The 20,650-nt window shown below is 71.0% G+C and carries 19 protein-coding genes; 9 read left to right on the top strand and 10 right to left on the bottom strand.

The window, feature by feature from the left end:
* Positions 1–47: 47 nt before the first annotated feature.
* Positions 48–875, bottom strand: coding sequence for a hypothetical protein (locus tag G9272_RS40335; protein WP_171401160.1), 828 nt, complete (start codon positions 873–875; stop codon positions 48–50).
* 185 nt (positions 876–1,060) lie between these two features.
* Between G9272_RS40335 and G9272_RS40330 the strand changes: the two genes are divergently transcribed.
* The 4 genes from G9272_RS40330 (at position 1,061) to G9272_RS40315 (ending at position 6,326) form a co-directional block, all read left to right on the top strand.
* A complete protein-coding gene (locus tag G9272_RS40330) occupies positions 1,061–1,909 on the top strand; it encodes a bifunctional methylenetetrahydrofolate dehydrogenase/methenyltetrahydrofolate cyclohydrolase (protein WP_171401159.1) in 849 nt (282 codons plus the stop codon).
* A gap of 121 nt (positions 1,910–2,030) precedes the next feature.
* On the top strand, positions 2,031–2,744 hold the full coding sequence (locus G9272_RS40325) for a TetR family transcriptional regulator (RefSeq protein ID WP_171402378.1): 714 nt from the start codon (positions 2,031–2,033) through the stop codon (positions 2,742–2,744).
* Positions 2,745–2,940: 196 nt separating this feature from the next.
* Positions 2,941–3,354, top strand: coding sequence for a Zn-ribbon domain-containing OB-fold protein (locus tag G9272_RS40320; RefSeq protein ID WP_171401158.1), 414 nt, complete (start codon positions 2,941–2,943; stop codon positions 3,352–3,354).
* Positions 3,355–3,530: 176 nt separating this feature from the next.
* On the top strand, positions 3,531–6,326 hold the full coding sequence (locus G9272_RS40315; RefSeq protein WP_171401157.1) for a hypothetical protein: 2,796 nt from the start codon (positions 3,531–3,533) through the stop codon (positions 6,324–6,326).
* Positions 6,327–6,391: 65 nt separating this feature from the next.
* On the opposite strand, the gene G9272_RS40310 is transcribed toward G9272_RS40315, so the two are convergent.
* The 7 genes from G9272_RS40310 to G9272_RS40280 all read right to left on the bottom strand — a co-directional run bounded on the left by G9272_RS40310 (position 6,392) and on the right by G9272_RS40280 (position 13,591).
* The gene (locus tag G9272_RS40310) at positions 6,392–6,772 is read right to left on the bottom strand and encodes a PPOX class F420-dependent oxidoreductase (protein ID WP_171401156.1); all 381 of its coding nucleotides are present in this window, start codon (positions 6,770–6,772) and stop codon (positions 6,392–6,394) included.
* A 26-nt stretch (positions 6,773–6,798) separates the two neighbouring features.
* Positions 6,799–8,055, bottom strand: a complete 1,257-nt coding sequence (locus tag G9272_RS40305) for a glucarate dehydratase family protein (RefSeq protein WP_171401155.1) — start codon at positions 8,053–8,055, stop codon at positions 6,799–6,801.
* The gene (locus tag G9272_RS40300) at positions 8,052–8,960 is read right to left on the bottom strand and encodes a 5-dehydro-4-deoxyglucarate dehydratase (protein WP_171401154.1); all 909 of its coding nucleotides are present in this window, start codon (positions 8,958–8,960) and stop codon (positions 8,052–8,054) included. Before G9272_RS40300 ends, G9272_RS40305 begins: the two co-directional genes overlap by 4 nt.
* A gap of 51 nt (positions 8,961–9,011) precedes the next feature.
* Positions 9,012–9,956 carry a carbohydrate ABC transporter permease gene (locus G9272_RS40295; RefSeq protein ID WP_171401153.1) on the bottom strand — a complete coding sequence of 315 codons (945 nt, stop codon included), beginning with the start codon at positions 9,954–9,956 and terminating at the stop codon, positions 9,012–9,014.
* Complete coding sequence (locus G9272_RS40290; RefSeq protein WP_171401152.1) at positions 9,953–10,867, bottom strand: carbohydrate ABC transporter permease; 915 nt, start codon at positions 10,865–10,867, stop codon at positions 9,953–9,955. Before G9272_RS40290 ends, G9272_RS40295 begins: the two co-directional genes overlap by 4 nt.
* Positions 10,864–12,195 (bottom strand): sugar ABC transporter substrate-binding protein, encoded by a 1,332-nt coding sequence (locus G9272_RS40285; RefSeq protein WP_171401151.1) that lies wholly within the window; start codon positions 12,193–12,195, stop codon positions 10,864–10,866. The genes G9272_RS40290 and G9272_RS40285 overlap by 4 nt, the downstream gene beginning before the upstream one ends.
* A gap of 217 nt (positions 12,196–12,412) precedes the next feature.
* The gene (locus G9272_RS40280) at positions 12,413–13,591 is read right to left on the bottom strand and encodes a MalY/PatB family protein (protein ID WP_171401150.1); all 1,179 of its coding nucleotides are present in this window, start codon (positions 13,589–13,591) and stop codon (positions 12,413–12,415) included.
* Positions 13,592–13,616: 25 nt separating this feature from the next.
* On the opposite strand from G9272_RS40280, the gene G9272_RS40275 reads away from it, so the two are divergent.
* From G9272_RS40275 to G9272_RS40265, 3 genes are all read left to right on the top strand, one after another.
* The gene (locus G9272_RS40275; protein WP_253268083.1) at positions 13,617–14,651 is read left to right on the top strand and encodes a hypothetical protein; all 1,035 of its coding nucleotides are present in this window, start codon (positions 13,617–13,619) and stop codon (positions 14,649–14,651) included.
* Positions 14,652–14,701: 50 nt separating this feature from the next.
* Complete coding sequence (locus tag G9272_RS40270; RefSeq protein ID WP_171401149.1) at positions 14,702–15,535, top strand: SAM-dependent methyltransferase; 834 nt, start codon at positions 14,702–14,704, stop codon at positions 15,533–15,535.
* Between the two features lie 119 nt (positions 15,536–15,654).
* Positions 15,655–17,046, top strand: a complete 1,392-nt coding sequence (locus tag G9272_RS40265) for a S1 family peptidase (RefSeq protein ID WP_171401148.1) — start codon at positions 15,655–15,657, stop codon at positions 17,044–17,046.
* Between the two features lie 60 nt (positions 17,047–17,106).
* Here the strand turns inward: G9272_RS40265 and G9272_RS40260 are convergent, their stop codons facing one another.
* Both G9272_RS40260 and G9272_RS40255 read right to left on the bottom strand, forming a co-directional pair.
* Positions 17,107–17,277, bottom strand: coding sequence for a hypothetical protein (locus G9272_RS40260; protein ID WP_020129024.1), 171 nt, complete (start codon positions 17,275–17,277; stop codon positions 17,107–17,109).
* A gap of 111 nt (positions 17,278–17,388) precedes the next feature.
* Positions 17,389–18,549, bottom strand: coding sequence for an ROK family transcriptional regulator (locus G9272_RS40255; protein ID WP_171401147.1), 1,161 nt, complete (start codon positions 18,547–18,549; stop codon positions 17,389–17,391).
* 174 nt (positions 18,550–18,723) lie between these two features.
* Here G9272_RS40255 and G9272_RS40250 point away from each other — a divergent pair, with 174 nt between their 5' ends.
* Together G9272_RS40250 and G9272_RS40245 are read left to right on the top strand one after the other, a co-directional pair.
* Positions 18,724–19,692 carry a carbohydrate ABC transporter permease gene (locus G9272_RS40250; protein WP_171401146.1) on the top strand — a complete coding sequence of 323 codons (969 nt, stop codon included), beginning with the start codon at positions 18,724–18,726 and terminating at the stop codon, positions 19,690–19,692.
* Positions 19,693–19,707: 15 nt separating this feature from the next.
* Positions 19,708–20,646, top strand: coding sequence for a carbohydrate ABC transporter permease (locus G9272_RS40245; protein WP_171401145.1), 939 nt, complete (start codon positions 19,708–19,710; stop codon positions 20,644–20,646).
* Positions 20,647–20,650 lie beyond the last annotated feature (4 nt).

Genomic DNA, 20,650 nt, shown 5'->3' with positions numbered 1-20,650 from the left:
CTCCCGTGGGTCCCCCAGGAGAGATACGGGCGGACGGGCGGGCGGGTTCAGCCGGCCAGGAAACGGTGCAGGGAACGGGTCGTCGCGGCGACGAAGGCGTCCTGTCCGTCCTCGTCCAGGGCGTCGAGGGACAGGTACGGGTTGAGGTCCTCCAGTTCGACCAGCAGCAGTTCGCCGTCGGGGGCGCGGCAGGCGTCGACGCGCTGGATGCCGTGCGCGAGGCCGTTCCAGTCGATGAAGCGCCGGGCGAACTCCAGGTCCCGCACGGTGGGCCGGTAGGGCTCCAGCTGCCAGCGGCGGTCGGGGTGCGGTGCGTACAAGGCGTACTGGAAGTCGTGGTCGATGTAGGTGAAGGACACCTCGTAGGCGAAGTCGACGCACGGCTGGACCAGGACCGAGCCGTCGGCCAGGGCGGGGAGCGCGTCGGGCGGGAGGATCCGCAGGCCTATGGAGTCGGCGCCGAGCTTGGGCTTGACGACGTACCGGTCCGCCTCGGGCAGCAGGTGCAGGTCCTCGGGCCGGTCGACGGTGGGGATGACGGGGTGGCCGGCGGCGCTCAGGTCGAGGAGGTACTGCTTGCCGGCCATGTCGGCGCGGCCGGTGAGCGGGTTGTAGACGCGTACGCCGTCATGGAGCGCGCGCTCCCGGAAGGCTTCGTACTCCTTCCGATAGCCCAGGACCGGGCCGCTGTTGCGGACGACGACGCCGTCGAAGGAGTGCATCAGGGCGGCCGCGTCCAGCGGGTGGCACAGGGCCAGGTCGAAGTCCGCGCGCAGCCGGGAGGTGAGGAAGACGTCCTCGTCGCAGTAACGGCGCCCGCGCGCCTGGTAGGCCAGGTCCGTGACGTAGAGGAGACGGGGGCGGGCGGCGGACATGCGGTCTCCTGAGGACGGTCGAACGGTGCGGAAAGGTTACGTCAGACGGGGTGCGGGCGGTCCGGGGCGGGACCGCCGCGGCCGGAGCGGCGGCCGCGGCCGCCGGGACTCCCGAGGGGCGGTGGGCGGGCGGGTCGTACGATGACAGGACCGTCGTTTTTCTCCCGAAGGGCTCGTCGACTCCCGTGACCACCGCAACACTGCTCGACGGCAAGGCCGCCGCGGCCGACATCAAGAGCGAACTCGCCCTCCGCGTCCAGGCGTTGAAGGAGCGCGGCATCCATCCGGGGCTGGGCACGATCCTCGTCGGCGACGACGCGGGCAGCCGTTCCTACGTCGGCGGCAAGCACCGCGACTGCGCACAGGTCGGCATCGCCTCGATCCGCGTGGAACTGCCCGCCGACGCCTCACAGGCCGACGTCGAGGCCGCCGTGCTGCGGCTCAACGCCGATCCGACGTGCACCGGCTTCATCGTGCAGCTCCCGCTCCCGGCCCATATCGACACCCATGCCGTGCTGGAGCTGATCGACCCGGTCAAGGACGCCGACGGGCTCCACCCGACGAACCTCGGCCGGCTGGTGCTGGGCATCCCGGCCCCGCTGCCCTGCACCCCGCGCGGCATCATCGACCTGCTGCGGCGCAACCGGGTGGAGATCACGGGCCAGCAGTTCTGCGTCATCGGCTGCGGTGTCACCGTGGGCAGGCCGCTGGGCCTGATGCTGACCCGCAGCACCGAGCACGCCACCGTGACCCTGTGCCACGAGGCCACCCAGGACACGGCGGCGCACGCCCGGGAGGCCGACGTGGTGGTGGCCGCGGCCGGAGTGGCCCACCTGGTCAGGCCCGACTGGATCAAGCCGGGCGCGACGGTGCTGTCCGTGGGCCTGACCCGCACGGTGGAGGGCATCCTCGGCGACGTCCACCCCGACGTGAGCGATGTCGCCGGGTCCTTCTCGCCGCCGATCGGCGGGGTCGGGCCGATGACGCGCGCGATGCTGCTGACCAACGTGGTCGAGGCCGCCGAGCGGATGTGACACCGGCACCCGGTGTCGGGCACTCGGTTCCCCGACAGAGGGAACTGAGTGCCATCGGGGTCGCGCAGGTGTTACGTTCGCGTCCATGAGCGCCACTCACAAGGCGGAGGCCAAACCGCCCATGCGCGACGCCCTGGTCGCGGCGGCCTTCCGGCTGTTCCTGGAGCGGGGCTACGAGCAGACCACCGTCGACGACATCGTTGCCCTGGCGGGCGTCGGCCGGCGGTCCTTCTTCCGCTACTTCCCCTCCAAGGAGGACGTGGTCTTCCCCGACCACGAGCGGTGCCTCGCCGACATGACGGCCTTCCTCGCCGCGAGCGGCAAGGAGCACGAGCCGGTGCGACGCGTCTGTGACGCCGCCCGGCTCGTGCTGCTGATGTACGCCGAGAACCCTTCCTTCTCCGTCCAGCGCTACCGGCTCACCAAGCAGGTGCCCGGGCTGCGTGCGTACGAACTGTCGGTCGTGTGGCGCTACGAACGCGCCCTCGCCGAGTACCTCCGGGGCCGCTTCACCGGCCGGCCCGACGGCAATCTGCACGCCGACGTGATCGCGGCCGCGGTGGTCGCCGCCCACAACAACGCGCTGCGCTCCTGGCTGCGTTCGGACGGAGAGGGCGACGCCAGCGCGACCGTGGACCACGCGCTGGGGTACGTGCAGTCGGCGTTCGGCGCGTCCCCGACGGCCCCCGCACCCACGGCACGTCCCGCGTTCCCGGCGCTCCCGGCGCCGCCCGCCGACGAGCTGCCGCAGGACGTCGTCGTGGTGGTCTCCCGGCGCGGGGCACCGCTGTGGCGGGTGGTGCAGGAGATCGAGACGACCCTCGGACGGGACTGACCCCCCTCAGGGCCCCTGCCGAACCCTCTCTGAACCCTTGCTGAACCCCCTCGAGATGATGGGTACGCAGTGCCTTTACGAGTGGCACTGAGTGCCATACGCTGTGGGCGTGCACGGTGGCACGGCTGACCGGGCACGTGCGTGCACGGGTGAGCCGGGCACGTGGATTCCGGCCGAGTGCAGGGAGTTGACCCGCGTGTACCACTACTCAGGAAACGCCGTTCAGCAGGCCGCCGGCGCCGCGGCGGGCGTCCTCGACCGCGCGAGCACCGATGGCGACACGATCCTCTTCCAGCGCTGCACCTGGTGCGGCACCGCCATGTACCACCGGCTTCTGTGCCCGGTGTGTCAGGGCAGCGACCTGCGCACGGAGCGCAGCGAGGGCACCGGCACGGTCCGGCACGCCACGGTGGTGAACCGCAACACCCCGGGCGCCCGCAATGTGTCACTGGTCGAGATGGCCGAGGGGTTCGTCGTACGCGGCCGGGTCATGGGCCCGCTCATCGGCATCCACAGCGGCGACCGCGTCCGGCTGTCCACGGTCAAGGACCCGGTTCGCGGCGAGCCGGTCTTCCAACTCCTCGACGAGCCGTACCGGGCCTGGCACTAGAACTTCGCGTCATCGGGCCGAGGCCGGACAGCGGGTCCCCGCTGTCCGGATCTTTGCGCTCCGCCGACCTGATTCCCGGACACAGGCAACCCACAGAGGTGCATTTCGCTTCCTTCGGGGCGCGAGGGGCTCCCGATACGGACGGGGCCCGCGCTCCGACTGTTGAGGAGTGGACCTTGATCCGTGCCCGGCGAATAGGTGTCACCGCCGTGGCCGCGCTCGCGGCCCTGGCGGGAACACCGGGACTGGCACAAGCCCGACAGCCGTCCGAGACAAGACCGTTGACCACGACCGCCGACAGCGCGCTGCCGCAGGGCTGGCAGGTCAGCGGGGAGGGCACCGCGCGTGCGCTGGTGTGGCGGTCGCCCACGCCCGTGCCCCTCGGCGACGCCCGCGTGGAGTTCCGCTCGGGCGACCGGCTGCTCGGCGTACCGAAGACGGAGAAGGACGGCCGCACGTTCCGGCTCTCCCTCGACGACGCCGGCGACGCCCCCTTGAAGGACCTGCGCGTGCTGGCCGGCGGACGCCGTCTGGACGCGGCCGCCGACAACGCGGCCCCGGGCGGACGGCGTTCCCTCACCGCCGAGCAGCCACCGGCCCAGGCCCCCGCTCCGGCTCCGGCTCCGGCCAACTCCGTCGACCCCGGCAAGCCGGGCGCGTACCGCACGGTCAGCGGCGAGTACGACCTCGCCCCGGTGAAGTTGCCGGGCTTCGCCCAACCGGTGGAGATGCAGGCGGTCGTGGTGGCGCCGAAGGGGGCCACCGGCAAGCGGCCGCTCGCGCTGTTCCTGCACGGCCGGCACACCACCTGCTACCAGCCGGGCAGCGACGACTTCGACATCTCCTGGCCCTGCCCGGCCGGCATGAAGTCGATCCCGAGCTACCAGGGCTACCTCCAGGACCAGAAGCTCCTCGCCTCGCAGGGCTATGTCACGGTGTCGATCTCCGCGAACGGCATCAACGGCCAGGACGGGGAGGCCGAGGACGCCGGTGCGCAGGCGCGCTCCTCGCTGGTGCGCCAACACCTCGCCAGGTGGGCCGACTGGGCCGCCCACCCGGACCACGCCCCGGCGTCGGTGCCCGACGCGACGAAGGCCGACCTCTCCCGCGTCCTGCTCGTCGGCCACTCGCGCGGCGGCGAGGGCGTCAACCGCGCCGCCCTGGACAGCCTGTACCCGCCGCCCGCCGCGCAGGACGGCTACCGGGGCCCGGTCCGCTGGAAGATCCGCGGAACCGTGCTCATCGGACCGACGATCTTCGGCCAGAATCCGGTCGCCGACGTCCCGTCCGCGACCGTCCTGCCCGGCTGCGACGGCGACGTCGCCGATCTCGAGGGCGAGACGTACCTCGACGGGACGCGCGGCATCAGCAACGGCACGGCCCTGCACAGCGCGGTCTACATGGTCGGCGCCAACCACAACTTCTTCAACACCGAGTGGACGCCCGGCAAGGCCGTGGCGCCCTCCTTCGACGACTTCTGGGAGGACCCGGACGCGCCGCAGCCCGACCCGGTCTGCTCCACCGGTGCCCCCACCCGGTTGACCGCCGACCAGCAGCACCGGGCCGGCGCGACCTACATCGCCGCCGCGGCCCGGCTGTTCGTCGCCGGTGACGACCGGGTGCGCCCGCTGCTCGACGGCACCGGGAAGCGCGCGCCCTCCGCCGACCCGGCCCGCGTCCTGACGCACGCGGTCGGCGCCCGCCGCACGGGCGGCTTCGTGCCCGACGGCGGCGTCGAGGTGACCGGCGGCCGGGTGTGCTGGGCGGACCCCGACCCGGCCAGGGCCTGTCTGGACGCCGACGCCACGGGGATGTCCCCGCACTTCGGCTGGTGGGATCTGGAGAAGGACTCCGGCAAGAGCGCGGTCGCGCTGAAGTGGTCCGCGCCGGGCACGCCGACGAAGATCAGCTCTCTCGCGCCCGTCTCCCTCTCCGGTGCCAAGAGCCTGGCGCTGCGGGTCTTCGTGCCGCCGAACACCACCGGCACCGAGCTGGACGTGTCCGTCACCGACGCGGCCGGCCGCCGGGCCACGCTCGGCCGGGTCGCGGTCGACGGTCTGCCGGGCTCCGACCGCACCGCCTCGTACTGGGCCCGCGAGCTGCGTGTCCCGGTGACCGCCGCCACCCGCGCCGGCCTCGACCTCAGGCACGTCAAGTCCCTTGAGCTGACTCCGCGTTCGGGGTCCGGGCAGGCCTGGTTCATGGACGCCTGGGGCTGGGCCCCGGGCACGCCGGCGGTGCGGGCGGCGGCGCTGCCGCGCGTCGACATCGGCCGGATCACGGCCAAGGAGGGCGACTCCGGCACCCGCACCTATCACGTCCCGGTCCAGGTGTCCGGGCACGGCAGCGGCCGGGTCCGCTTCTATGTCGTCGACCCGGAGACGCTCGAGGCCACGGAGAAGGTGGTCACGGTCCGGCCCGGCAGCACCCCGATCGACGTGCCGATCGAGGTGAAGGGCGACACCCGCTTCGCCTACGACGTGACGCAGGACCTTCTCGTGAAGGCCGTGCGCGGCGCGGTCGTCGGCTCCTACCGGGGCGGGGTCACGGTGCAGAACGACGACCCGGCGCCGCAGGTGACCTTGGCTCCCATCGCCGACCGGGTGACCGAGGGCGGGTCGCTGAGCTGGCGGATCACCCTCTCCGAGACCGCCGACGTGGACTTCTGGCAGCCGATCCGGGTGCTGCCGGTCACCGAGGGCGCCGAGCTGTCCACCAAGGACGTGGACCCGCAGTGGCTGCTGGACTACTCCGGTGACGTGCCCGACCCGGAGCGTCCGCTGTCGGACGCGAACCTGTGGGTCTGGCTGAACATCCCGGCCGGCACCACCGGCGTCGACTTCACCGTGCCCACGGTGCAGGACCAGGTGGCCGAGCCGGCCGAGTCGATGCGCCTCGCACTGACCGACGACAACGCCGAGCCGCTGCCGGACCGGCCGGTGCTGACGGGGACGGTCGTGGACGCGCCGTAGTACGGACGCACTGCCCGAAGGGGGCCCGGACCATGCGGTCCGGGCCCCCTTCGCCGTTTCCGTGCTCACAGCGTGACGCGGATCCCGACGGTTCCGTCCAGCCCCCTGCGGAGTCGGCTGCCGAGCAGGGTCAGGCGACCCATGACGCCGTACTTGCGGACGAGCAGCGTGCGATAGCGGGCGGTGGTCTGCGCGTCGCAGATCTCGGCGGTGGCCGGGATCTGCTCACCGGTGGGGTTGCCGCGGACGTCACAGGGACCCACGAGGACGTCGCCTCGGGCCCGGATCCGCTTCACCTTCCAGGCGTCCGCGGCCGACCAGGCCCCGAGCGTGTCCCCGTCCCGCACCACCCACACGGGCGTGGCGACCCCGGTTCCGTTCTTGCGATAGCTGGTGATCAGCAGGTACTTGCCCGCTGCCAGCCGGTCGAGCGCGTTGTCAGCCATGCCCGCAGTCTAGGCATCCGTACGCCTCACCACCTCGGCAGCCTCAGCTCGTAGTCCGGCTGGATCCGCCGCATGTACCCGGTGTCGTCGCGCCGCCGCACACCCGAGTCGAGGTAGCGGCGGTGCAGGCGGTCGAGGGCGTCGGTGTCCAGCTCGACGCCGAGGCCCGGGCCGGTCGGGACCTTTACCTCGCCGTCCGCAAGCTCCAGCACCCCGGGGACGATCACGTCGTCGGCGCTGTTCCACGGGTAGTGCGTGTCGCAGGAGTGGTCGAGGTTGGGGATGGCCGCGGCGACATGGGTCATCGCTGCGAGGCTGATGCCCAGGTGCGAGTTGGAGTGCATGGACAGCGCGATCCCGAACGCCTCGCAGACGGCGGCCAGTTCGCGGGTGCGGCGCAGTCCGCCCCAGTAGTGGTGGTCGGTGAGGAGTACCTGGATCGCGTTCTGCTCGACGGCCGGCCCGAGGTGTTCCCAGGCGATCACACACATGTTGGTGGCGAGCGGCAGCGGCGAGTCCCGCGCGACCGACGCCATGCCCTCGATGGTCGCGGTCGGGTCCTCCAGATACTCCAGTACGCCGTCGAGTTGCCGGGCGACGTATGTCGACGTCTCCACCGTCCACGCCGTGTTGGGGTCCAGCCGCAGCGGCCGTCCGGGGAACGCCTCCGCCAGCGCCCTGATCGCGGCGATCTCCTCGTCCGGCGGGAAGACGCCGCCCTTGAGCTTGAAGGAGGTGAAGCCGTACCGCTGCTGCATCAGCCGGGCCTGCTCGACGATCCCGGCCGGGTCGAGCGCCTCGGGCCAGTCGTCGCCGATGGCGGGGCGGCCGTCGAGCGCGGGGTGCTCGGCCCACTTGTAGAAGAGGTACGCGGCGAAGGGAACGGAGTCGCGCACCCGGCCGCCGAGCAGGTCGGAGACGGGACGGCCGAGCAGCTTGCCCTGGGCGTCCAGGCAGGCGACCTCGACGGCCGAGGTGGTCCAGCCGCGCTCGTGCGAGCTGGGCACACCCGGCAGCAGGGCGGCGTCGATCGCGGCGGCGACGGCGGTCGTGTCGAAGACGTCCATGCCGACGACCGTCTTGGCCGCGACCATCAGCCGTTCGAGGCGTGTCACACCGCCGGGCGACTCACCGAGGCCCACCGTGCCGTCCTCCAGGACGAGTCGGAGGATCACCCGGAGCGCGAGCGGTTCGTGGACGCCGCCCGAGTTCAGCAGCGGCGGGTCGGAGAAGGCGATGGGTGTGACGACGAGTTCGCGGATGCGCGTGGCAGGGGTGGTCATACGGCGACGGCCTCCAGTCCCCGGTCGATGAGCTTGGCGAGCCGGGCGACATGCTCCGGCGTGGGGTCGAGCAGGGGCGCCCGTACGCCGCCCACGTCCAGGCCACGGATCGTCACCCCGGCTTTGACCAGGGACACGGCGTATCCCGGGACCTCGTCGCGGAGTTCGACGAGCGGGCAGTAGAACGCGTCGAGGAGATGGGCGACGAGGGTGTCGTCCCCTGCCGACAGGGCCCGGTGGAAGGCGAGCGCGATCTCGGGGGCGAAGGCGAAGACGGCCGAGGAGTAGAGGTCGACGCCGATCCCCCGGTAGGCGGGAGCGGTCGTCTCGGCGGTGGGCAGGCCGTTGAAGAACTGGAAGTCCTCGGTGCCGGGAACGGCCCGCACCGCCCGGACGATGCGGTGCATGTGCTCGATGTCGCCGATGCCGTCCTTCAGTCCGATGACCTTGGGCAGGGCGGCGATCTCGGCGGCGGTGGCGCCGGTGAGGCGGGCGGTGCCGCGCTGGTAGAAGACCACGGGGAGGTCGGTGGCGGCGGTGACCTCCTCGACGTAGCGGACCAGGCCCTGTGGAGGTGCGGTCACCAGGTACGGCGGCAGCAGCAGGATGCCGTCGGCGCCGGCGCGGGCCACGCGTACGGCGTGGTCGCGGGCGACGGGGACCGGCCCGCCGGCGGCCGCCAGGACGGGAACGCGTCCGGCGGTCGTCTCGACGGCGACCCGGGTGGCGCGTTCGAGTTCGTCCGGGTCGAGGGCGTGGAACTCACCCGTCCCGCAGGCGACGAACACGCCGCCCGCGCCGGCCGAGACACCGGCCTCGATGTGCCGGCCGAGCCGTTCCTCGTCCAGTGAGCCGTCCGCGGCGAACGGCGTGACCGGGAAGAACAGCACTCCTTGGAACTTCATGTCTCCCTCGTAACTACGTGGATGTACGGGTGGGGGGTCGGCCGGGGGCCGTCAGCCCTTGGTGGCGCCGGCCGCGATACCGGTGACCAGCGAGCGCTGGAGGAGCAGGTAGACGATCAGGCTGGGGACGAGGGCGATGAGGGCTCCGGCGAGAACCACTCCGGAGCCGACCTCGGGGTCGGTGCGCAGAATGGAGAGGGCGACGGTGACCGTGTAGTCGGTGGGGTCCTTGGAGGCGATCAGGGGCAGCAGGTACTGGTCCCAGATCATGACGAAGCCGAGGACGCCGGCGACGCCGAGCGCGGGCTTGCACAGGGGCAGGACGACCTGCCACAGCATGCGGAACTCGCCCACGCCGTCGAGCCGGGCGGCCTCCTCTATCTCGGTGGGGATGTCCTTCATGAACTCGGTCAGGAGCATCACGGAGAAGCCCCAGGCCCCGAGCGGCAGGATCACGCCCCACGCGGTGCCCTTCAGGTCGAGGCCGACCACCGGGACATGGCCGAGGACCAGGGACAGCGGGATCGCGATGACCTCCTCGGGGAGCATCATCGTCAGCATGAACAGGGTCAGGACCAGGGCCTGGCCGCGGAAGCGGTGCCGGGCCAGCGCGTAGGCGGCCAGCACGGACACCGCGAGCTGGAGCAGCAGCGCGCCGCCCGCGATGACGAGCGAGTTGGTGAAGTAGTCCCAGATGCCCCGCTCCCCCGCCACCTCGAAGTTCTGCCAGGTGCTGTCGTGCGGGACGAAGGACAGGGAGGATCCGCTGGCGTGCGTGGTGAACGCGCCGGAGACGATGGTCAGGAACGGCACCGCGAAGACACCGATCGCGATCGCGCAGAGCAGGATCCGCAGGCACCGTGCGACGCCCGGCCGGTCGCTCCAGCCGAGGGCGGTGTCGAAGCGGGCGGGGGTGGCCCGGGCCGCCTTGGCGGAATTACTCGTCCTGGCCGTCGGCACGGGTGCCCGGACGGGGTCGATGGCGGGTGCGCTCATCGCGCGTCTCCCCTCTTGCGGAAGTAGTTGACCGTGACGGTGAGCAGCAGGGTCACGCAGAGCAGCACGACGGAGGCCGCGGAGGCGCCGCCGATGTCGTTGCGGGTGAAGCCGAGGGTGTAGGCCCGGGTCATCCAGACCTCGGTGGAGCCGGCCGGGCCGCCGCCGGTGAGGACATAGACCTCGGTGAAGACACGCAGGCCGCGGATGGCGGCGAGGGTGAGGACGATGCCGAGGGCCGGGCGGATCGCGGGGAGGGTGACGTACCGCAGGCGCTGCCACAGCGACACGCCGTCCATCGCGGCGGCCTCGTAGAGCGTCCGGTCCACCCCGGCGAGTCCGGCGAGGATGATCACCATGTTGTAGGGGGCGAGCATCCAGACGCTCATCACCATGGTCGCCCACAGGGCGGTGTCCGGGTTGTCGAGGAACTGGGTCGGTCCGAGGCCGAGCAGGCCGAGTCCGTGGTTGATGAGGCCGTCGGAGGTCGGGTAGTACAGCAGCCGCCACATCTCGCCGACGACGGCGGTGGCGGTGACGACCGGCAGGAAGACGGCCGTGCGCACGATCTTCAGGGAGCGGGCCTGGCCCTCCAGCAGCAGCGCGAGCGCGAAGCCGACGGCGATGGCGCCGAGGGACTGGCCGAGGCCGAGGAGGAGGGTGTGCCCGATGGCTTCCTGGAAGCGGTGGTCGGTGAGGACGCGGGTGTAGTTGTCCAGGCCCACCCAGTGGTCGCCGAGGAAGGGCCGCACCTTGAAGAAGCTGAGCCAGACGCCCTTGCCCATGGGCAGGAACTTGAACACGAGGGCGAGCAGCAGGCCGGGGGCGAGGAACACCCACGGCAGGACGTTGCGCTTGCTGAACGCGCTGCGGGCCCGGGCACCGCGCACGGGGGCTGTGGTCGCTGTCATTTCAACAGGTCCTGGTCCTTGAGGTCGCCGGCGAGGGTGTCGTCGAGTTCTTTCAGGCCGGCGCGGACGTCGCTGCCGCAGTAGGTGAAGATCGCGTTGAGGGCGTCGGCGGTGTCCTGCTTGATGGGAGCGAAGTCCGGCGCGTTGGGGAACTGCACGGAGGCGTCCTCGTAGGCCTTCTGGACGACGCCCCAGCGGGGGTCGCTGTGTACGGTCGCCGCGTCGAGCGTGGAGTTGACGGGGATCCGGACGACGGGCTGGCTCTTGCCGGTCATCGCGAGACGCTGTCCCTCGGGTGAGACGAGGAAGGCGGCGAGGGCCTGTTCCTGCTCGGTCTTGCCGGTCCTGGCGCCGAAGTAGATGTTCTCGCCGTCCGCGAGGACGTCGTTGCCTGCCGGTCCGGCCGGGGCCTGCACCACCTCGAACTTGTCCTTGCCCAGGGCCTGGTCGAATGTGGCGATGTTGTAGGGGCCGGTGAGGTACATGCCGGCGTTGCCGTCCTGGAAGTTGGTGGCGTTGCCGGTGATGGCGGTGAGGGCGCCCGGTTGGATGACAGCGTTGTCAGACGTGCAGAAGAGGTTCTTCTTCAGCCAGGAGACGGAACGTACGGCGGCGGCCGAGTCGACAACCGGCCGATAGCCGCCGTCCTTGGTGGGCTCGATGATGCGGGCGCCGCCCTGCCACAGGAAGCTGGCGCCCCACCAGGCGGCGTAGCCGTTCTGGGCGCTGCCGGGGACGACCATCCCGTAGGTGTTCTTCCTGCCGTCCCCGTCGGGGTCGTCGCCGGCGAAGGCCTTGGCGAGGGTGAGCATGTCCTGCCAGGTCCGCGGCTGCGGCAGGCCGAGCCTCTCGCGCCAGTCCTTGCGGATCATCAGGGTCATGGCCTGACGGGAGTAGGGGATCCCGTAGTGGGACCCGTCGGTGCCGACGGTGGAGGCCCAGGTCTTGGCGTCGATCTGGTCGCCGCCGGCGATGTCGGCCGGGTCGATCCGCTTGAGCAGACCCTGGCTCTGGTAACTGCCCATCAGCGCCGTGTCGTTGATCATGACGTCCGGCAGGTCCTTGGTGGACGCGCGGCTCTGGAGCTGCTGGTCGAAGTTGATGACCGGCTGGTAGTCGATCTTGATGCCGGTCTTCTTGGTGAAGGCGGCGAACACCCGCTCGTACGTGGCCGCGGGATCCGGGTTGCTCCGGGTCCAGACCTCCAGGGTGTTCGGGTCACCGCTCCCGGCGCTGTCCGAACCGGAGCCGCAGGCGGCCGTTGCGAACAGCAGTCCCGCGACGGCAAGCGTGGCGGCCGGGCGGCGACTTCGTCGGCGATCCCCCATGGGCACACTCCGTTCATATTCGTGAACTCGCTTCACGAATCTAAATTTAGGCGCCCAAGCTACGAACGGTTTCAGCCGTATGTCAAGACATGGCTGGGACATTGCGAGACCGTGACACGGGCGCTGTGGAGTACCTGTCACGCGCCTCGCACAGAAACGCCACCGCCCCACCGGAGGAGCTCCGGTGGGGCGGTGGTCGGGCGGGAAGACCTGCGGCTCAGCGAAGGGCGGCCGTCATCCGCCGTACACCTTCGGTGAGGATCTCCGGCGAGGTGGCGATGTTCAGACGGACGTGCCCGGCCCCGCCCGTGCCGAAGTCGAGCCCACAGCTGAGGGCGACCCGCCCCCGCTCCAGGAAGACCGCGGCCGGATCGTCCCCGAGGCCCAGTGCCCGGCAGTCGAGCCAGGCGAGATAGGTGGCGTCCCCCGGCCGATACCGGACGCCGGGCAGGTGCTCGGCCAGCAGGGCGGTGAGCAGGCGCCGGTTGTCGTCGAGGCCCGCCAGCAGGGCGTCCAGCCACCCCGTGCCCTCGAGCAGGGCGGCGGTGTGCGCCAGCACGCCGACGTGGCTCGGTCCGTGGGACACCTCCTCGGGCAGCAGGGCCAGGTCGGCCGCCGCCTCGGGGCCCGCGACGGCCAGGGCCGCCTTGAGCCCGGCCAGGTTCCACCCCTTGGAGGCCGACATCAGCGACAGGCCGTTCTCCGCGCCGGGGACGGCGAGCCAGGGCACGAAGTCGCCCCCCGGGGCGGTCAGCGGCGCGTGGATCTCGTCGACGACCACCCGGACGCCGTACCGCCGGGCGAGCGCGGCCACGGCGGCCAGTTCCCGGGCGGTGTGCACGGTGCCGGTCGGGTTGTGCGGGCTGCACAGCAGGTGCGCGGCGCGGCCACCGCCAAAGACGGCGCGCCGGTACGCGTCCTCCAGAACGGCGAGGTCCAGTCGGCCGTCCGCGCCGAGGGGCGCCTCGGCGATCCGCCGGTCCATGTGCGCGACGAACTGGAAGAACGGCGGGTACACGGGTGGGTTGACGACCACCGGATCGCCGGGTCCTGTCACCAGCTTCAGCATCTCGACGACGCCCAGCATCACATCGGGCACGATCGCCGTCCGCTCGACCGCGAGCCCGTCCCAGGCCCACCGCTTCGCGGCGAACAGGGCCAGCGCCTCGGCGTAGGCCGTGCCCGCCGGATAGCCGGTGTCACCGAGCGCCAGGGCCTGCGTCACCGCCGCGACCACCGGCTCGGCGAGGGGCACGTCCATCTCCGCGACCCACAGCGGAAGGACGTCGGCCGGATAGGTGCGCCACTTCATGCTCGTACGACATCGGAGCCGGTCGAGTGTGAGGGCCTGCAAAGGGTTTGCCTCACCGGGCGTCTCGTGCGGGATCCTGGTCATGGGGCACAAGATAGGGGGCTGTGGTGTGACCTGGGATCACGCGAACGGGACAGTTGTGGCGGACGCCGGCGGCATCCCGGAGATCGCCTGCGACGAGTCGGGTTCGGACGGCGAGAACCTCACCGGCGGAAACACGGACGTGTTCGCCCACGCGAGTGTGCTGCTCTCGGCCGAATCCGCCGCCGGACATGTACAGGAGATCCGGAACCGGATCCGTTCGCCCGCCGAGGAGTACAAGGCGAACCATCTGCTCCGGGAGAAACACCGGGCGGTTCTGGAATGGCTGCTCTCGGTATCGGGACCGCTGTACGGGCACGCCCACGTGCACCTCGTCGAGAAGTCCTTCTTCGTCGTGGACCGGGCCGCCGACCTGCTGCTCGGCGACCCCGAGGCGGCCGTCCCGCTGTTCCGGCACGGGCGGCGGACTTTCACCGAAGCGGAATGGAAACACTTCCTGGAGGCGGCCAACCAATTGCTGTGGGTGCGCCACGAAGGTGAACCGGACACGCCCGTCGAGCATTTCTTCCGTACGCTCGAAGAACTGCGGCAGCGATATCCGGGGACAGCGGCGGCCGAGACGCTCTCGCGGCTCGCGGCGGAACGCTCCCGCGCGCTCGCCTACCGGGCCGGAATCCAGGACGGGCCGTTCGTGCTGACCCCGGTCCTCAATCCCCTGCTGCCCTCGATCCTGCACACGGCCGCCCATTGGAGCGCCGGCGGGCGTCCGGTTCGGCTCGCGCACGACCGGCAGAACATGCTCACCCCGGAGCGGATCGCCTGGATCGAGGGTGCGGCCCGGGTGCGGGGCATCCGCCTGGCCGGGCTCCGGCTCGTCGTCTCGCGGCTCGACGCGCGGGTGCAGCTCGCCGACTTCCTGGCCGGCATCGCCCGCCGGATCGCCTCCGACGAACTCAACGGCCGCGGCGACCCGGCGCTGACCGCGCTGCTGCGCCCCTACACCGGCGCGGCAGCGGTGTGGGGCGACGAGCGGAGCTGGGCGCGGCTCGGGCCCGCGACGGAATCGGGTGGACGGTCCGCGCAGCTCAACTCGCCCGTCTAGATTGCTGGTTGTTACTTCCCGCTCCCCTTCTTCCGTACAGGAGCCGACCCGTGACCGAGAACGCGCCGACCGTCGACGCCGCCGCCCAGTCGTCGCACCTCCGTATCGACACCACCCGGCCGCACACCGCCCGCATCTGGAACTACTGGCTCGGCGGCAGGGACAACTACGAGGTCGACCGGGCCACCGGCGACCGGATCCGGGAGTTACATCCGGGCATCGGCGCATACGCCCGCGCCGACCGGCTCTTCCTGGGCCGGGCCGTGAAGCACCTGGTGACCGAGGCCGGTATCCGGCAGTTCCTCGACATCGGGACCGGGCTGCCCACCGCGGACAACACGCACGAGGTCGCGCAGCGTCTCGCCCCGGATTCCCGGACCGTCTACGTCGACAACGACCCGCTGGTCCTGGCGCACGCCCGCGCCCTGCTCACCAGCACGCCGGAGGGCCGCACCGACTATCTCGACGAGGACCTGCGCAACGTCGACGCGCTCCTCGAACACGCCGCGAAGACGCTGGACTTCGACGCGCCCGTCGCGCTGATGCTGCTCGGCGTGATCATCTTCATCGGCGACGACGAGGACCCGTACGGCCTGGTGCGGCGGCTGGTCGACCGGCTGCCCGCGGGCAGCCGTCTGGTGCTGTCGCACACCATCACCAGCCCGGCGATGCCCGACGTGGACGAGGCCGTCACGTTCTGGAACGAGCACGGCACGCCGAAGCTGACCCAGCGCACACCGAAGGACGTGGCCCGCTTCTTCGACGGCCTGGAGCTGCTGGAACCGGGCGTGGTGTCCTGCTCGCGCTGGCGCCCGGAGGACATCGCGGGCGGGGCCGAACCGGACGAGGTGGCGATGTTCGGCGGGGTGGCACGCAAACCCTGAGGTGATCATCTCCGCGCTGAACGCTGCGGGGTCCTCGCACGTATGGAGGTGAGGGCACTCAACGACCGGAGCGCCCCGCGGTGTTGAGGCCGTGCGTTCGGGGTTTCGGGAGCCATGACATGAGGCATGTACGACGACGGACCGTCCGGCGAGTGACACGGCTGGCGGCCGTCGGCGGACTCCTCCTGGGAGGGGCCATGGTCACGCAGGCGGCCATGGCGAGCGAGCCGGGCGGCACGGCCGCGGCGCCGCGCAGCGCGGCGGAGTCCGTCGTCACGAATCCGGGGACGGCCCTCGTCAAGAAACTCGGCACCTCGCGCACGGCGGGCACCTGGCTCGATGCCGACGGGCGCCCGGTCGTCGCCGTCACCGACGAGGAGACGGCCGACACCGTCCGGGCGGCGGGCGCCGAGGCCAAGGTCGTCTCGCACAGCATGAACGAGCTCAAGTCGGCCACGGACACCTTGCGTTCGGCGCCGAAGGTGCCCGGCACCGCCTGGGTGATGGACTACCGGACGAACCAGATCGTCGTGCAGGCCGACAGCACCGTGTCGGCCACCAACTGGTCACAGCTGACGCAGACGGCCTCCGGCATCGGCAGCTTCGTCCGCATGGAGCGCACCACCGGCGAGTTCACCACCCGGATCAACGGCGCCCTGCCGATCCTGTCGACCGGTGGACGCTGTTCGGCCGGCTTCAACGTGACCAACGGAACGAACGACTTCATCCTCACCGCCGGGCACTGCGGGCCCACCGGGTCCACCTGGTTCGCGGACAACCAGGCCAAGCAGCAGGTGGGCCAGACGGTGAACTCCAACTTCCCCGGCGGCGACTTCTCCCTGGTGCAGTACGCGAGCGGCAAGGCCGGCGCGGGCGCCGACGTGGTGGCCATCGGCAACGGCAACGGGGTGCGGATCACGGGCACCGGCGACGCGGCCGTCGGCCAGCGGGTGTTCCGCAGCGGCAGCACCAGCGGGTTGCGTGACGGCGAGGTCACCGGTCTGGACGCGACGGTGAACTACCCGGAGGGCACGGTCAGCGGGCTGATCGAGACGACCGTCTGCGCCGAACCGGGCGACAGCGGGGGCCCGATGTTCTCGGACGGCATCGCGCTCGGGGTCACCTCGGGCGGCAGCGGCGACTGCACCACCGGAGGGACGACGTTCTTCCAGCCGGTGACCAGGGCGCTGGCGCAGCTCGGCGTGCAGCTGATCGTGGCCGCCCCCTCCGACAACGCCGGCGCGTCCACGTCGTCCGCCGATCCCGCGCCGTCCGCCTCCTCCACCCAGGCGGGGCTCTCCCCGGGCGCGGCCTCGCCGGGCACGACCACTCCCGTGACGGCGACCGGAGTCAGCGAGACCCTCGCCGCCCGGCTGACCGACCCCAGGAACATCGGCCCCGGTCTGCTGGTCATCGCGGGCAGTATGGTCGCCCTCGTCGCGACCCGGTACTTCCGCGCCGAGCAGGACCGCAAGGCCTACCAGCGGCACTACTCGGCGACATGGGGGTGACGGCTGGGGGGTGCCCGGTGCGGGGCGCCGCTGTCGGGCGGCCCCGCGGCCGGGTGGTTGTCAGGCCGCTTCGACGGAGGACGGAGCGGCGGCCCACTCCAGGACGAGCCGCTGGTATTCCGCACGCTGCTCGACGCTCAGTGTCCCGCCCGACCGGAGCCACAGGGCCCGGATCTCCTCGTTGACCTCTGCGGCCGATCGCTCGGAGAGGGATTCAACAGTGGTGGACATGGCGTGAAGCTTACGGCTTCGGAAGTGAAGGCCGCGTGAGTCATCACGAATGAATAGGACATAACGGACGTGTTACTGATCACGTCCATCTGTCAACCCCCAAAACGCCGTTCACCCCTCCGCCGCCCCCAGGACCAGCACCTGAATGGCCAGCACGGCGGCGCCGCGCGCCCAGTCGTGGAAGTCCGACACCTTGGTCTCCAGGGCCACCGGGACGGCCAGCGGATGCCGGTGGGCGCGGACGGCGGCCTCCACCGTCGCCCCGCCGACGTCCATCAGGCCGACCCCCTCACCGGCCAGCAGGACCTTCTGCGGCATGACGAAGTTGGCGATCTGCGCGATCAGGGTGCCCAGCGCGCGGGCCGCCTCGTCGACGACGCGGGCGGGCATGGGCTCCCCGGCCGCGGCCAGGGCGAGGATCTCCTCGTACGTGTGCTCACGGCCGGTGGCGGCCTGCACCTGGTAGCGGATGCTGGGGATGGTCAGCAGCGAGACGGCGCTGCCACGCTCCCCGTCGGGGGTGAGTGGACCGCTGGGGTCGATGATGATGTGCCGGCCGAAGCCGCCGTCCTCCTCGACACAGGGCACCCGCCTGCCCGAGAGGACCAGGCCGTAGCCGAAGCCCGCACCGATGGTGAGGACCACGAACCGGTCGAGCCCGCGCCCCGCGCCGAACCAGGTCTCGGCCTCCACCAGAGCGGCGACGTCGTTCTCCAGGACCACGGGCAGCCCGGTGCGCTCCTCGACCAGTGCGGCCAGCGGGATGTCCCGCCACCCCAGGAAGGGCGACTCCCCGACCAGCGCGCGGTCCTCGACGCGCCCGCCCACCCCGATGCCGATCCCGGCGAGGCCGGGATGGGCACGGGCCAGTTCGTCGGTCATCTCACCCAGCAGCGCGACGACCTCTTCGGGGTCGTGCGTGGTGAGCGGGCGGTCGTGACGGGCGACGATGTCGCTGCGCAGGGTGGTGACGACGCCGTACACCATGTCACCGGTGATCTTGAAGCCGATGAAGGAGCGGGACTGGGCGACCACGTCGAGCGGCTGCGAGGGGCGCCCCTGCCGTGTCTCCACCGCGATGCCCCCGTCGGGCACCTCGACCAGCAGTCCCGACTCGATCAGCGGTTTGGTCAGCCGGGTGAGGCTGCCGGCGGAGAGGTTGAGCCGCCGCGCGAGGTCGGTGCGCGAGAGCGGGCCGTGGACGAGCACCTCGATGGCGACCGAGCGCTCCCCCGGGCTCAGCGGCAGCCAGCTGGCAGTACCTGTGGTCATGAGGGTCAGACTCCCACACGCTCGCCGATTTCTTTTTGCCTTGGAAGTATCTAGGTCACCATACGGGCCGCGCGGCCTCCACAAAAGATGTTCACCGACCCCTTGACGGCTGGATTCTTCCGCCACAAAAGTAAGTGCCCGAGGACGAGCCGCCGCGGACAAGGGAGTCTCACGATGACCATCGCCTCCAGCAGCCCACCGTCGCGCCTGCCACCGGGCGGCGCCGAGCGGACCGCGACCAAGTCGAGGACGGACCGGCGGCCGGGGACGGGCGAGAGCCGGGGTGACGGGCGGCTCGCCGCCGTGTTCATCGCGCCGGCCCTGCTGGGATTCGTCGTCTTCCTGCTCTGGCCGACGCTGCGCGGGATCTACCTGAGCTTCACCCGCTTCAACCTGCTCACCCCGGCGGAATGGGTGGGCTTCGACAACTACGTGCGCATGGTGCACGACCCGATCTTCTGGAGCTCCCTCCGGGTCACGGTCGCCTACGTGGTCATCAACATCGGGGTGCAGACGGTCTCGGCGCTGGCGATCGCCGTACTGCTTCAGCGGCTGACCCAGTCGGCGGTGCTGCGCGGGATCGTGCTCACGCCGTATCTGATGTCGAACGTCGTCGCCGGCATCGTCTGGCTCTGGATCCTGGACACCCAGCTCGGTGTCGGCAACGAGATCGTCGCGGCGCTCGGTTTCGACCGCATCCCGTTCCTGGCGGACGAGACCTGGGCGATCCCCACGATCGCCCTGATCAATGTGTGGCGGCACGTCGGCTACACCGCGCTGCTGCTGTTCGCCGGTCTCCAGGCCATCCCGAACGACATGTACGAGGCGGCGAAGGTGGACGGCGCGAGCGAGTGGCGGATGTTCTGGCGGATCACCATGCCGCTGTTGCGGCCGGTCCTCGCGGTCGTGCTGATCATGACGGTGATCGGCTCGTTCCAGGTGTTCGACACCGTCGCCGTGACGACCAGGGGCGGTCCGGCGGACGCCACCAACGTGCTCCAGTACTACATCTACGGCGCCGCCTTCGGCCGCTTCCAGTTCGGCTACGCCTCCGCGATGTCGGTGGCCCTGCTCGTCGTGCTCAGCGCGATCACCTTCGTCCAGTACCGGCTCACCCGAGCCGGTCAGACCGACCTCGGCTGAGCGGAAGGAGTCGACATGTCCGCAGTGACCGTCCCGACGGCACCCTCACCACAGGCGACACCCGTACGGCCCGTCAGGCCCCGGCCGACCCCCGGGCGGATCGTGGCCTGGGCGGTGATGGTCGTGATCGTGCTCGTCACCCTGTTGCCGTTCTACTGGATCCTGCGCACCGCGCTGTCCACCAACTCCGGGCTCGCCGCGAGCCCGGGCGATGTCCTGCCGGTCGATCCGACCACCGGCGGCTTCGAACGGGCGCTCGGCCTCCAGTCCACCAAGGAGGCGATCGCACAGGGCGGTGCGGGCGGCGGGCTGAGGTTCTGGCGGTATCTGCTCAACTCGGTGGTCGTCTCGACCCTCGTCACCGTCTGCCAGATCTTCTTCTCCGCCATGGCCGCATACGCCTTCGCCCGCCTCCGCTGGCGCGGCCGGGACAAGGTGTTCGCCCTGTTCCTCGCCGGTCTGATGGTGCCGACCATCTTCACCCTGCTGCCGAACTTCGTGCTCATCAAGGAACTCGGCCTGGTGGACTCCCTGTTGGGGATCGCCCTGCCGACGATGTTCATGACGCCGTTCGCGGTGTTCTTCCTGCGCCAGTTCTTCATGAACGTCCCGCGAGAGGTCGAGGAAGCGGCACTGCTCGACGGTGCCGGGAAGGTGCGGATCTTCTTCCGGGTGCTGCTGCCGATGGCGTCCACGCCGGTACTGACCCTGGCCGTGCTGACGTACATCACCTCCTGGAACGACTACTTCTGGCCGTTGATGGTGTCCTACAGCGACGGCTCACGGGTGCTCACCGTGGCGCTGGCCATCTTCCGGGCGCAGACCCCGCAGACCGGCACCGACTGGTCGGGCCTGATGGCGGCGACGCTCATCGCGGCCCTGCCCATGCTCGTCCTCTTCGGGTTCTTCGCCCGCCGCATCGTCAGCACCATCAGCTTCACCGGGATCAAGTAATGGG

The organism is Streptomyces asoensis (assembly GCF_013085465.1).
In the GTDB taxonomy this organism is placed as follows: Bacteria; Actinomycetota; Actinomycetes; order Streptomycetales; family Streptomycetaceae; genus Streptomyces; species Streptomyces cacaoi_A.
Note: the sequence above shows the minus strand (reverse complement) of the source record. Positions and strands in the feature narration are given on the sequence as shown.